Raw genomic sequence first — 13,094 nt, 5'->3', positions numbered from 1 at the left:
ATCCGGGTGAATCGGATTCGGCTTTACGCTGGAGAGCACGTCCAGCCCAACTTAGAGCGTTCTGCCAAACCGTTCAAGAGGTCGCGTACACCGGGTACAGGGCTCTGTCCTGCCGACAGGACGGCGACGAAAGGATGAATGCCAGATGTTCGTTCCCAGCCACTACCGCGAGCCGGACGGTTCCTGGATGATCGACCTGATCCAGGCCAATCCGATGGCGCTCATGGCGATCAACGGCAGCTCCGCGGACGGCCCGTTCGCCACCCATCTGCCCGTAATTCCCGACCCCGCGGCGACCGGCGAGTGGTCCGCCGACCTTTCGGGCGCCACGCTGCTGGGACACATGAACCGGGCGAATCCGCAGTGGGCGGCGCTGGAATCGGGGGGCGTGGCCCTGCTGATATTCACCGGCCCGCACGGCTATGTCTCGCCCACGGTGTACGAAATGGCACCGGCGGCTCCAACCTGGAACTTCACTTCGGTGCACGTGCACGGCATGGTGGAAAAAATCGATTCCACCGAGGAAACTCTGGGCGTCGTGATGTCCACGGTCTCGGCCCTCGAGACCGAGTTCGGCACCGACTGGGACATGTCCGGTTCCGTGGACTACTTCCGCAAGATCGTGCCGGCGGTGGGCGCGTTCCGGTTCACTGTGTCGGGCGCCGAGGGCATGTTCAAGCTCAGCCAGGAGCAGCCTGCCGAGGTGCGCGACCGCGTGCAGAAGTCGTTCAGTTGCCGCGAGCACGGGCGCTACCGCGAGACGGCCGAGCTGATGGGCAGGCTGCCGGGCTGACCTCCCCGCTCCCGGCGGGCGGGAGCGCGGTCGGCTCCCGGGCGGCACCCTGCCCGCCGGGAGCCGGCCGCTTCCGCCCCGGCCGCGGGTGCGGTTACTCCAGTTCCGCGAGGATCTGCTCGGCCGCGCTGTCGAGCGTGGTGAGCATCCACTGCTCCAGTTCGGCCCCGGCCTGCTGGGCGGCCCTGTGCCAGCACCGGACGCGACTGTGGGGCACCGAGAGCTGACGCTTCGTCTCGACCTGCCGCTCGTCGTGCCCGTTCTCCTCACGCGCGGCACTGATCGCATTGCGCAGCTGCTTGGTGGTCCACCTGTTCCGCTCGGCGCGGTCGAACCAGAGTTCCTGCTCGGCGACCGGGAGCGACGCGACTTCGGCGTGGTGCTGGAAACTCAGCGAAGACCGCCGTCGGTGGAACTCGAACCGCCGGGACACCCACGCGTAGTTCCGCAGGGTCTGGTATTGGAGTCCGGCGGACTTGATGCCCCGCTGGTACCGGTCGGTGTAGTGCTCCTTGCCGTACACCAGCCAGTCACCCAGCCACCAGGTGGACGAATTCACCAGACCCGATATGTGTCGTCCTGCCCTCTCCCAGTCCTCGAAGGACAGGCCGGTCGGTATGTGCAGGCCTATCCGGGTTGTGAGCACCCGTTCTTGGTGCGATGCCTCACCACTGGGCCGTCGCTGCGCAGGCGCCGTCTCGTGACGTCCACGGAACAGTGGCTTCGTGACCTCTAAATCACTGGTCTCACTCGCCATTATGCCTCCACGTAAAGTGCATCCGGCGTTCACTTACGCCCCCTGCCGCGACGGAAATGCGGCTTTCTTCCGCGGCCCCCCTTCCCCGACTCGCCGGCCTCGGATTCGACTTGAGCGGGGGTCGGCTCGAACACAGTCCAATGCAGCGGAAGTCCGTTTTGAAGCCAGCCAAGGGGTCAGCTTGGTCAGCTTGGTCAGCTGGCCGGTCAGCGCTCCTTCACCTCTATTGAATGCGACCCATTGCAGCAATGTGTTCACCAATAGGGACCAACAGCCCCACGATCGAAAGATGATCGTCCGATTCTGTCGCGCCGTACCGCGAGAAGCGAAGATCCAATCTCCCGACTCCCATCTTTGGCGTCTTGTTGACGCGGCACCCGCGCGACTGTCGCCAACGGGCCGCACCCGGCCTGCCCGGCGCGGGCAAGCGGAAGGGAGCGTAAACTGGACGATTTCGCCATGCGAAACACATCAGTCCTGCTACGAGGCGTATGGGGAGCCGATACGGGGTGCCGTCGGCGTTCATCCGGGAGGCGGCCCGGCCTGTTGCGGGACAGGCGCGCGCGCCCATACTGTTTCCCGGATCTCGGCTGGGAAAGTCACGATCCTTACCTTCAGCAGGGGGACTCCCAATGAGGTTGTCAAGCGGGGTTGGTGACGCCTGGTGAGCGTGTCATGCCGCTTCGGGAGCCGGCGGGCTCGCGGTGATTCGGTTGTCGCGTATGAGAGCCCACGAGACGTTCCGAGGTCTCCTGGCGAGCTTGGCCACCGGGTCGACGGTCGGCTTCTTTCCGGGGACGGCGGTGTGCTGGGCTTCGGCGGTCCGGACGGCCGTGTCGGCGACGCCATCGACGCCGGCATGCATGGGATACAGGTCGCGGCGCATGCGAGCCTGATCGGCGATGACGAAGGCGTCCTTGGCGTCGGTCTTGCCGTTGCCGCGGTGGGAGCCGGAGGCGTGGTGAACCGTGCGGCCCGGGACGTAGAGCAGCCGCCCCTCGACATCGATCGCCACGCAGTGGTGATCAGCCTTTCCCGCATCGGTTCCGGCCCGGCTCCCGGGCACGCGCGCCTCCGTCGACGGGTCGCACATGATCCCAGCAGACGACCTCGCCGACGTGTCCTTACACCACGATCCGCCTCGCGCACCCTCATTGGCTGCCGATTCGTCACATGGTGCCGGGCGGCCAGTCCTCCTGAGCCACGAGCGGTGGAAACGTACCGGCCGCACCCGGCACTCCCTGGGTGTCGCGATCTTACGAATGACCAGAACTGACCCGAGACGAAAGGTAAGGAAACATGACTCTCGGAGAGCTCGCCACGCGGAGTCCCGGGGAAGACAGACTCACCGGTCGTATCGCGAGTACCGCCGAACGCGAACACGGTCGTCTTTTCGCCGAACCTCGACAGAACTTTTCGACTGCGTCAATTCCTTCCTTAGCCGAGGTCATCTCTTTATGAACCAGACTTCTTCGTTGCTGGCCACCTGCCTGGCCCGGCTCGAGTGGTCGCCGGAGCAGCTGGCCCGCGAGATCAACAAAAGGTACGGCAGCGGAACGATCAGCATCAAAGCCCCCTACAACTGGGTGCAAGGCGCGCTGCCGCGCAGGCAACTGCCTCACCTGGTGGCGGAGTTACTGTCCGACCGACTCGGTGAGCCCGTCACCGCCGGTGAACTGTGGCCCCGGCAGTTACCCCAGAGCTCCCGCACGCCGGTGGCGCCCGACATCCCACCGTCCGCCAAAGGCCCCGTCAACGCAGCGGTGGACTGGCTGGTGGACAGCGGCACCGCGTCGCCCGCGCGGTCGGCCGGGTCCGAGGTCCCCGACATCGCCATCCAGATGCTGACCACCCGGATCGGCCAGCTCCGCAAGGTGGACGACATCGCGAGCACGGAACTCGCGATGGAATGGGCCCTCCAGGACCTCCGGTCGGCGCGCAAACTGGCGGCAGATCACTCCTACGACACCCGCACCGGGCTGCAGTTGCACCGCAACATCGCGGAACTCGCCCAGCTCGCCGGATGGCTGGCCGCCGACCTGGGGCTGCGGCAACGCAGCCAGTCCTGCTTCCTGTACGCACTCTCCGCGGCCCGCACCGCCCAGGACCGCCCGTTGGCCGCTTACATCATTTCCTGTATGAGTTACTGCGCCACCTGGGAAACCCGTCAGGAAGAGGGACTGCGGTTGATCCGTATCGCACGCAAGGGTTCGAGCAAAGAGGACTTCGGCATCGGCCACGCCCTGCTGGCGACGCGCGAGGCGCGGGCCCGCGCGGGCCTCGGCGACGAGGTCGGCTGCATACGCTCCCTCAACGAAGCCGCGGACCTGAGCCAGGACAGCGATCCGGCGGCCGACGCGCCCTGGATCTCCTGGGTGACCATCCCCGTCATGGTGGCGGATGCCGGGCGGGCCTGGTTCGAACTGGGGCACTTCGGGCGGGCGGAGCAGTGCCTGGTGCGCGGGATCGAGCTGTTCGGGGAGAGCCAGCCCCGCAACAGGATGCTGCACTGGGCCTCGCTCGCCGAGGCACGGCTGGGGCGCCAGGAGGTCGACGGCGCAGCCGAGGCCGCCGAACAGGCGCTGTCGCTGGCCGAGGTGATGGTCTCACGGCGCGCACGGGTCCGGCTCTCGGACCTGCGGTCCAAGATAAAACGGTTCGACAGCTCCGTGGCCCGTCAGGTTGTGGGACGGGTCGACGCATTCCTGGACAACGATTCCCTGCGGGTGGCGAGTTGAGAGATCCTTGTCCCGCGCGGGCGCAAGGCCCGCACACCCGCATCCGGGCCTTGCGCCGCACGGAGTTGGGCGCGCCCGTCACCTGCCTGGCCGTCGCCGATGAGCTCGGCGTCCCGGCCGGCGACCGACCGGGTCCCGCTCGCCGATGCCACCGAGCCGGTCGTCGACGGCGTGCGCATCTCGTCGCTGCACTACACCTGGCGGCCGGCAGGGGGCGAGCGCCGCGTTCCGCAACGCGGTCGAGGTCGTGCTGGACCGGGTACTGCGGCATACGGGCGTACGGCTCACCCCCTGAGACCGGTTCCCTCGGGACGTGGAGCAGGGTGTCGTTCCTTGAACAACTCCTTTGTTCCAAGAGCCCTATGACGTCACATCAGCTCTCGATGAGGGTGCAGCCCCAGTGCATGCCGCGCCCCATTCCTGCGAGGGCGATCAGGTCGCCCTCGCCGAGGTGCCCGGAGGCCAGGTGGTGCTGGAGGTTGAGGAGGTGGTCGGCTGCCCCGAAGTGGCCCCTCTCCAGGGAGATGTCGGCGTTCGTACGCTCCAGTGGAACGCCGAGCCTGTCGGCCACCTTCGTCAGGGTGCCGATGTTGTCATTGAGCAGCACCACCCTGGACAGGTCGGAGACGGACGCGCCGATCCGTTTGCAGGCCTGTGTCACAACGTCGCGCACCCGGTCGTTCATGAGGTCGACGAACGCCTCGAAGCGGTCCGCGTCGTACTCGAAGAACTCCATCAGGTCCCAGGCGTCGCGGGCGGTCCCGGGCTGTTCTCCCCCTCGGAACGGGTCGGCTGCGCCGCCCTCCTCCAGCAGGAACAGATCGGCGTAACGGCCGTCGCTGATCACCTCGCCGGCCCGCCAGCGCAGACGGGGGTGGCCACGTCCCGCGACCGCCGCTCCGGCTCCGTCGGAGAACAGCAGCGAGTGGGTCTCCATCCGGTTCCAGTACGCCTCGCACGTCCGGTTCGCCCCGATCACCAGCGCACGCTGGTACTCGGGACGGGTGGCGAACCGGCCGGCGAGCAGGTCGAAGCAGGTGATCCCGCCGACACAGCCCTGGGAGACGAGGACCGCCTCGGCCCGGTGTGCCCCCAGCCGGGCCTGGAGGGCGGCCGCCGGGTCCCAGTACAGGTACTCGGGGATGTCGGTGATCGCGAGCACGACCAGGTCCAGCTCGCCCGGATCGGTGCCCGACTCCGCCAGGGCCGCGCGGGCGGCCTCCTCGGCGAGGTCGGTGAGGCCGACCGCGTCGGGGCACCGGTGGATGTTCCGGTAGCCGTACTCCAGCACCCGCTCGACGTCCTCGGTGTACTCCCGCACCGTGTCCGCGACGGCGGCGGGCTCGCCGAGCGCCGAGCCGAACGACATCAGTCCGTAGTCCACGCAGGTTCCCCTTCCAGCTTCCCGGGGTCTTCCAGTGCCGTCTTGATCCTGGCGAGGAACAGTACGGCGTCCCTGCCATTGACGACCCGGTGGTCGTAGGCGAGTCCGAGGTGAACGGTCCGGCGCGTCACCACGGCTCCCGACGCGTCGATCCGGCACTCGTCGCCGACCGCGCCGACGGAGACCATGCACAGCTGAGGCCACAGCACGATCGGCTGGACAAGGACCACACCGGGATCGGGGTTGAGCGAGACGGCGATGTTCCCGCCGGTCAGCTCGTGCGCGGCGAACCCCTTGTCGAGAGCCTTCAGCCGGAAGTCCATCAGCGTGTCGGCGATGTCCGCGAGGGACCGCTCGTGGGCGCGCTCGACCACGGGCACGTACAGCGACCCGTCGACGTCGACGGTGACGCCGACGTACGGGGCGTCCGCCATCGCGACGGTCCGGTCGTCGACGAGGGAGCCGAAGAACCGCGGGAAGTCCGGCTGCGCCTCGGCCACCGCCTTGACCACCACCTCCGCGAGCCCGAGCGCCGCGCCGCTCTCCTCGCTCAGCTCCTCCAGCCGGTCGAGGACGGTCTCGACCTCCGCCTTGACAACGGTGAACCCGGTCGGGATCTCGCGGTGGCTCCTGGTGACCACCGCGGCGGTGCCCTGCTGTACGCGGTCCAGGACGTGCACCCCCACCGGGGGGTCGGCGACGGGCCCAGGGGCCTTCGCCGCCGGTGCGGCCGGGGCCGCCCCCGTGTGCGGCCTGACCGGATCTCGCGCACCGTCCGGAGCCGGTTCGGGCAGCAGGCGGGCCAGGACGGCGCCGACGGCCAGCTCCTCGCCCACCGCCGCGACGCGCCGCAGGTACCCGGAGCCCTGGGCGGCGATGTCGGCCTGCGCCTTGGAGGTGTCCAGCGCGACAATCTCGGTGTCCGGCTCGATCCACGCGCCGTCGTCCACCAGCCAGTCGGCGACCAGATAGGTGGCGTCGTTGTTGTTCAGCTTGGGCACGGTGACGGGGACGCCGACCGCCGCTTCGGCGGCGGGGGACGCGGCGGACGGGGCCGAGGACGGCTCCCCGGCCCCCCATCCGGCCGCCCGCCGGATCCCGTCACGGATGTCCTCGGCCCCCAGCAGCACCTCGCGCTCCAAATGGCCTGCCGTCGGAATGATCGAGTCGCATGAGCTCAGCGGCAGTACCGGGCCGTGCAGCGAGGACCAGATCCGCTCGTGGAGCACCCGCGCCACCTCGGCGCCCCAGGTACCGCCCGCGGTGCCCTCCTCCACCACGGCGACCCGGCCGGCCGCCTTCAGTAGCGGCAGGACCGGCTCGACGTCCAGCGGGTACAGCTGCGCCGGGGTCAGCACGTGGACCGAGCGGCCGTGCGCCTCGCGCAGCTCGCGCGCCGCGTCCAGGGCCCGGTGGACGAGGCCCCCCGGGGCCAGGACGACGAAGTCGGCACCGTCCGCCTCGCCGTCGGGGAAGGCGTGGGCCCAGCCGAGTCCGGGGCCTACGACGCGGTAGCGGAAGACGTCGTCGACGCGGCCGTCCCGGTACATGCGCCGGGTGTAGAGGACCTTGTCCTCGAAGAGGACGGCGGGCGCGCCCCGGTCCAGCGCCTCGTCCAGCACCGCCTCGGCGTCGTGGAACGGCGACAGCTCGTACAGGGTGAGGTTGGGAATGCCGACGAAGTGCTTCTGCGGGCTCTGGCTGTGGGTGGGCCCGTAGCCGCGGTTGCCGCCGACCGGGCAGCGCACCACGAGCGGCACCGGCACCCGCCGACCGTACATCGACACCGATTTCGAGGCGAAGTTGAGCACCTGGTCGAAGCCGAGTGCGAGGAAGTCGCCGAACATGACCTCGACGATGACCTTGTTGCCGCACAGGGCCAGTCCGCCGCCGACGCCGAGGATGCCGCCCTCGCTCAGCGGCGTGCTCATCACGCGGTCGCCGAACCTTCCGGAGAGCCCCTTGGTGATCTTGAATGCGCCTCCGTACGGGTCGAGCAGGTCCTCGCCGAGCAGGTAGAGCCGCTTCTCGCGGTCGAAGAGCCGGTGCAGCGCGCGGTTGAGGTTCTCCGCGACGCGCGGCGCGACGGTGCTGGTCACGACCTGGGTCATGCCGAAACTCCCTCCGCTGTCAGGAGCCCCCGCAGATCGCCGACGCTGCGGCAGGAGCGGGCCTGCCGGGGGGTGATCCGCAGGCCGTACTCGCGTCCGACGGCCGAGATGATCTGCACGTGCCGCAGGCTGGTCCAACTGCCCGTGGTCGCCGGGCCCGTCTCTTCGTCCACCTCTGCCACGGGTACGCCGAGCACATCGGCGACGAGCTCCTCCAGCGCCCTCACAGCGCGGCCCCCGATCCCGCCGCGGCCGGCGAGGGCGTCCAGACCGACGGCGGCCGCGCGGAGACGTCGGCCACCAGACCGGCGACCCGCTCCCGCTGGCGCGCGTCGGCGGCGGCGAACTGGTCGCCGAACCACCGCGCGTACTCCGCGCTCCACTCCCGGGCGCGTATGTCGGACAGCTCCTCCGCGGAGCGGGTGTCGTCGCCCTTGCTGTGCGGACCGAGCCGGACGGTGTGGAACTGCACGACGGCCGGGGCCCCGCGCCGCACCTCCGCGACGACGGGGCCCAGTTCGGCACGGATCACGTTGATGTCCGCGGTGTGCAGCTCGTAGTGGTCGATACCGAACGAACCGGCGCGGTCCTCGATGGTCCCGGCCAGCTGTGCCCCGGTCGGCGTCGACTGGGCGATCCCGTTGTGCTCCACGACCACCAGCAGCGGCACGCTCCACAGCCGCGCCATGTTGAGGGCCTCGTAGACCGCTCCTTCGCCCCAGGTGCCGTCGCCGATGTGGACCACGGCGATCCGGTCCTGCCCGGTGCGCCGGTAGTGGAGGGCGACACCGACCGCGACCGGCAGACTCTGCCCCTGCACCCCGGTCGACAGATAGCCGTCGCGGTAGATGTGCTGGCTGCCGCCGACGCCCGAGCACACCGCCCCTTCGCGCCCCATGATTTCCGCGAGCAGCCCGGACGGGTCCTCGAACCTGGCCAGGTAGTGGCCGTGTCCTCGATGGTTGCTGAAGACGAAGTCCTCGCGCAGAAGCGGCGCCAGCGCCACCGGCACGTACTCCTGGCCGAGGCAGGTGTGCGTCGTGCCGTTGAGCTTCCCCGCGTCGAACAGGTCGAGCAGGGCGAGCTCGAAGTTCCTGATCAGCAGGAGGAGTTCGAGGTCCTTGTCAGCGAACTTGGTGAGGGCAGTCAACGTGCCGGGTTCCTTCCCACGTATTTCCGCTCCGCTGGGGTCACGCCTCCGACAAAGGCGGGCATCAGGCGTTGTCGGCCTCCATGGCCTCGACGAGGCTCCTCGGCCGCAGGTCGGTCCAGTTCTCGTTGACGAACGCGAGGCAGGCCTCGCGGCTGTCCTCGCCCTTGGCGACCGTCCAGCCCGCCGGCACCTCGGCGAAAGCGGGCCAAAGGGAATGCTGACCCTCGTCGTTGACCAGTACCAGATAAGAGCCGTTCTCGTCCTCAAACGGATTAGTCATCGAATTCCCATTTCCATGAGCGATTCATTCGACCAGGCATGCAGAGCCGGCGCGTAATTCGCTGCGGCACCGGAAGGCTATACGGCACCCCGGACAATTGACCACCGCCGGACGCCTCGTCGCGCGGACGAGGGACCGGGCCGATCCGGCCGCGGCTCAACTGCCCGGCAGGTGCCGGGAGAATCCGCGGCAACGCAGGTCGCCGGAGGCCGATCCGGTGTGCTGTCCCGGCGACGGGACAATTGACAGGGCATCGCACGGTCTCGCGGAGAAGCGGTCTTGAAGAGAATCCGCCAGCCGGTCTAGCTTGAGGCGGCGCGGGGTCACTTGCACAGCGCCTACGGGGTTCGGATCCGTCGCCCACACGTACGGCCACGTCAATCCGTCCGTGCCGCCACACTCCCCTGCGCCGCATTTCGCCCGCGGGCAATGCCTCACAGTCCATGCCTCACGGTCCGTGCACAACGGAAAGACCCACAGGAGGAATCTGCCATGCAGGTGTCAGGGACGGACGACGGGAGGATTCGCCCGGCCGACCCGGCCGATGTCGAGCGTTCGCTCGTCGAGTGGCTGCGCGGCGAACTGGAGGACCCGGACATCACCGGTGCCGACAACTTCCTCGACATCGGCGGTCATTCACTGACGTTCGCGAAGCTGAACCAGCACCTCAGTGACTCCTTCGGTGCCGTGCTCGACATGAAAACCACGTACGAGGAGCCGCTCGGCGTGGCCGTCACCAAGATCCAGCCGGTCGAAAGCGCTATGCCAACCACCAGGTAAGGGGCTCAGAGCATGACCAGCAGCGCCGAAAGCACCGACTTCGTCCTCTCCCCCGACGAACTGGCGTCGTTCCACCACAACGGCTACATCGGACCGCTGAACGTGTACACCCCCGAAGAGATGGACGCGATGTGGAAGACGGTCCGGCGCGAGGCGCTCGACCGGTCGTACGCCGCCTACCCCGAGGTCGATTCGAGCGTCGGGGCGCCGAACATCTTCAACTACGACCGCCACCTCGACATCGACCTGCTGGCCCAGCACGTCTGCAACCGCAGGATCGTCGACCGGGTGGCCTCCATCCTCGGCCCCGACCTGCTGTGCTGGCGCACGGAGTTCTTCCCCAAGTATCCCGGGGACGAGGGGACCGACTGGCACCAGGCCGACACCTTCGCCAACGCCAGCGGCAAGCCGCAACTGCTGTGGCCCGGCGAGTCGGAGGACGACTTCGGGGCCGGCACGCTCACCGTGTGGACCGCGTTCACGGAGTCGACGCGCGAGAACGGCTGCCTGCAGATCATCCCCGGCACGCAGAACAAAATGAACTACGACGAGACCAAGCAGATGGATTACGACGAGGGGCGCATCAACTCCGAGGTCAAGGAGGGCGTTCCGCGGGGCTTCTTCGGCTACGACTACCGCCAGCTCCAGGTCGACCCCGACTGGCGGCCGAACGAGGAGGACGCGGTCTCCCTCACCATGGAGAAGGGCCAGTGCGTGATCTTCTGGTCGACGCTGATGCACGCCTCCCTGCCGAACATCTCCACGGGCAGGAACTACCGGATGGGCTTCGCCACCCGGTACGTGCCGACGAAGGTGCGCGTCTACCCGGACACGGACCACATCGAGGAGTACGGAGGCAGCATCTCGCTGGAGAAGTGGGCCGCAGTGCTGGCCAGGGGCGAGGACTCCTTCGGGCACAACAAGATCACCGACAGGACGCTGCGCGGCACGCCCATCCGCTCGCTGTAACCGAGGCCGCTCCCGCCAGGTGGTGGATGTGAACGGCACGGGCGCAGTGGACGTGAACGGCACGGGCACGACCGCACCTCGCGACTCGGGGCGCCTTCCGACGGTGGCGTTCATCCCGCCGTCCTGCTGTGGGGCGGGCTACTTCCGCCGGCTGCGCCGGGCACTCGGCGGGCGGATCGACTTCCGCCCCGTCGAACTGCCTGGCCACGGTCGCCGCTTCGCCGAGACCCCGCTCACGTGCGCCGAACTCGCGGTGGCCGACGTGACGCGGCAGATCGGCGGGCCCGTGGACGCGGTCTACGGCGAGAGTCTCGGCGCGTACATCGGCCTGACCGTCGCCGCGGCAGCCAGGCAGCCGCCGTACCCGCTGCTGATCGCCGCGTCCAACTCCCCTCCCTCGGTACGGGAGAGGATCAGGACAGAGGAGATCCATTCCATCGACAACGCGGTCGCCGTGCTGGCGTCGATGGGCGGTGAGATCCCGGCCGACGTGGTGCGCGACCCGGTGCTCGCCGAGCAGTTCTACCCGGTGATCCGGGACGACCTGCACCTGTCCCAGTCCTTCGTCGACCTGACGCGATCCCTGACGACCGCCGGGGATGTCCGCGTCCTCGCCGGTACCGACGACGCCGCGTCGTTCCGCCTCGACGCATGGGCCGACCACACCACGGCGCGCTGCGAGGTGACGGTCCTGCCCGGTGGACACCTGCTCTCGGCCGACGCCCCGTCCGCGGTGGCCGACGCGATTCTGAATCTCCTGAAAGAGGATCTCGATGGCGACAGTCGCAGGACCACTTCCCTCGATCGGCCATGACCAGATGCTGGTCTTCCTGTTGCAGATCGGGGTGCTGCTGGCAGCCGCCACGCTGCTGGGCATGCTCGCGGTCCGCCTCGGCCTTCCCCCCTTGGTCGGTGAACTCTCCGCGGGCGTGCTGCTGGGCCCCTCGCTGTTCGGGGAGTTCCTGCCCGGCCTGTCGGACTGGCTGTTGCCGCGGGACCCGGCCCAGATGCACCTGCTCACCGCGGTCGCACAGCTCGGTGTGCTGCTGCTGGTCGCCATCACGGGCGCGCACATCGACCTCGGTCTGATCCGACGCAAGGGCCGCGCCATCGGCTGGGTGAGCGCGGGCAGCGTCCTGCTGCCGCTCGCGCTCGGCATCGGACTCGGCTTCCTCCTGCCGGGATCGCTGATCGCGCCGAGCGCGGACCGGGACACGTTCGCGCTGTTCATCGGAGTCGCGATCGCGGTCAGCGCACTGCCCGTGATCGCCAAGACGCTGCTGGACATGCGGCTGCTCCACCGCGACGTCGGCCAGCTGATCGTCGGCGCGGCGGCCATCAGCGACATCGTCGGCTGGCTGCTGCTGTCGGTCGTGTCCGCGATGGTCGTCTCGGGAGCGGGGCCCGGCATGATCCTGCAGACCGTCGGTTATCTGATCGCCGCGCTGGTGATCGCCGTCCTCGTGGTCCGGCCGATGGCCCGCAGGGTCCTGCGGCACACCGAGCGCTCGGGCCAGCCGGGGATGAGCGTCGCCGCCATCGTCGTCCTGATCACGCTGTCCGCCGCCGGGACCCAGGCACTCGACATGGAGCCCATCCTCGGTGCCTTCCTGTGCGGCATCGTCATCAGCTCGCTCGGGTCCGGGAGCCGCAAGACACTCGACACCGTACGGTCCTTCGTGATGTCGACGCTGGCACCGCTGTTCTTCGCCACCGCGGGACTCCAGGTGGACCTGGCCACCCTGGCCCGGCCCACCGTGTTGCTCGCCGGGATCGTCACGCTGCTGGTGGCCACCGTGGCCAAGTTCGCCGGGGGCTACCTCGGCGCCCGGCTCGGCCGCCTCGGCCACAGCGAGTCGCTCGCGATCGGGGCCGGACTCAACGCCCGCGGCGTCGTGGAGATCGTCATCGCCACGGCCGGGCTCCAGCTGGGCATCCTGACCACGGCCACGTACACGATCATCGTGCTGCTCGCCGTCGCCACCTCGGTGATGGCACCGCCGTTCCTGCGCCACGCGACGCTGAAGATCCCGAAGACGACGGCGGAGACGGATCGGGAGAGGAAGTTCGCCGGAACCTGAGCCGCGCGGGCACCCGAAGCACCCCCTGGCCCGCTCGGCCGACTCGCG

General features: G+C 68.9%; 12 protein-coding genes and 1 pseudogene. 6 read left to right on the top strand and 7 right to left on the bottom strand.

The window, feature by feature from the left end; translation table 11 throughout:
* The first annotated feature begins 145 nt into the window (after positions 1-145).
* The gene (locus tag ACFV8T_RS24295) at positions 146-793 is read left to right on the top strand and encodes an FMN-binding negative transcriptional regulator (protein ID WP_385330970.1); all 648 of its coding nucleotides are present in this window, start codon (positions 146-148) and stop codon (positions 791-793) included.
* 94 nt (positions 794-887) lie between these two features.
* On the opposite strand, the gene ACFV8T_RS24290 is transcribed toward ACFV8T_RS24295, so the two are convergent.
* Both ACFV8T_RS24290 and ACFV8T_RS24285 read right to left on the bottom strand, forming a co-directional pair.
* Positions 888-1,439 carry an LmbU family transcriptional regulator gene (locus ACFV8T_RS24290; protein WP_256088826.1) on the bottom strand — a complete coding sequence of 184 codons (552 nt, stop codon included), beginning with the start codon at positions 1,437-1,439 and terminating at the stop codon, positions 888-890.
* A 957-nt stretch (positions 1,440-2,396) separates the two neighbouring features.
* Positions 2,397-2,544: pseudogene (locus ACFV8T_RS24285) on the bottom strand (transposase); the annotation flags it as partial.
* A gap of 463 nt (positions 2,545-3,007) precedes the next feature.
* Here ACFV8T_RS24285 and ACFV8T_RS24280 point away from each other — a divergent pair.
* Positions 3,008-4,288, top strand: a complete 1,281-nt coding sequence (locus tag ACFV8T_RS24280; RefSeq protein WP_385330965.1) for a hypothetical protein — start codon at positions 3,008-3,010, stop codon at positions 4,286-4,288.
* A gap of 373 nt (positions 4,289-4,661) precedes the next feature.
* Here the strand turns inward: ACFV8T_RS24280 and ACFV8T_RS24275 are convergent, their stop codons facing one another.
* The 5 genes from ACFV8T_RS24275 to ACFV8T_RS24255 form a co-directional block, all read right to left on the bottom strand.
* Positions 4,662-5,672: a 3-oxoacyl-ACP synthase III family protein gene (locus ACFV8T_RS24275; RefSeq protein ID WP_385330963.1), complete on the bottom strand. Its 1,011-nt coding sequence runs from the start codon at positions 5,670-5,672 to the stop codon at positions 4,662-4,664.
* A complete protein-coding gene (locus tag ACFV8T_RS24270; RefSeq protein ID WP_385330960.1) occupies positions 5,657-7,783 on the bottom strand; it encodes a 2-oxo acid dehydrogenase subunit E2 in 2,127 nt (708 codons plus the stop codon). Before ACFV8T_RS24270 ends, ACFV8T_RS24275 begins: the two co-directional genes overlap by 16 nt.
* Positions 7,780-8,010, bottom strand: coding sequence for an acyl carrier protein (locus ACFV8T_RS24265; protein ID WP_385330957.1), 231 nt, complete (start codon positions 8,008-8,010; stop codon positions 7,780-7,782). The genes ACFV8T_RS24270 and ACFV8T_RS24265 overlap by 4 nt, the downstream gene beginning before the upstream one ends.
* Positions 8,007-8,933, bottom strand: coding sequence for a thiamine pyrophosphate-dependent dehydrogenase E1 component subunit alpha (locus ACFV8T_RS24260; protein WP_385330955.1), 927 nt, complete (start codon positions 8,931-8,933; stop codon positions 8,007-8,009). The genes ACFV8T_RS24265 and ACFV8T_RS24260 overlap by 4 nt, the downstream gene beginning before the upstream one ends.
* Positions 8,934-8,997: 64 nt before the next feature.
* Positions 8,998-9,216, bottom strand: a complete 219-nt coding sequence (locus tag ACFV8T_RS24255; RefSeq protein WP_385330952.1) for an MbtH family protein — start codon at positions 9,214-9,216, stop codon at positions 8,998-9,000.
* Between the two features lie 492 nt (positions 9,217-9,708).
* Here ACFV8T_RS24255 and ACFV8T_RS24250 point away from each other — a divergent pair, with 492 nt between their 5' ends.
* Genes ACFV8T_RS24250 through ACFV8T_RS24235 form a run of 4 tightly spaced genes read left to right on the top strand, consistent with a single transcriptional unit; the run spans position 9,709 to position 13,046 of the window.
* Complete coding sequence (locus ACFV8T_RS24250) at positions 9,709-9,996, top strand: acyl carrier protein (RefSeq protein ID WP_385330949.1); 288 nt, start codon at positions 9,709-9,711, stop codon at positions 9,994-9,996.
* A 12-nt stretch (positions 9,997-10,008) separates the two neighbouring features.
* Entirely contained in the window at positions 10,009-10,965 is a 957-nt protein-coding gene (locus ACFV8T_RS24245) for a chlorinating enzyme (RefSeq protein ID WP_385330946.1), read from the top strand.
* 28 nt (positions 10,966-10,993) lie between these two features.
* Positions 10,994-11,779, top strand: coding sequence for a thioesterase II family protein (locus tag ACFV8T_RS24240; protein WP_385330944.1), 786 nt, complete (start codon positions 10,994-10,996; stop codon positions 11,777-11,779).
* Entirely contained in the window at positions 11,739-13,046 is a 1,308-nt protein-coding gene (locus ACFV8T_RS24235) for a cation:proton antiporter (protein WP_385330941.1), read from the top strand. Before ACFV8T_RS24240 ends, ACFV8T_RS24235 begins: the two co-directional genes overlap by 41 nt.
* Positions 13,047-13,094: the final 48 nt, after the last annotated feature.

The organism is Streptomyces sp. NPDC059832, assembly GCF_042731715.1.
Lineage (GTDB): Bacteria > Actinomycetota > Actinomycetes > Streptomycetales > Streptomycetaceae > Streptomyces.
Note: the sequence above shows the minus strand (reverse complement) of the source record. Positions and strands in the feature narration are given on the sequence as shown.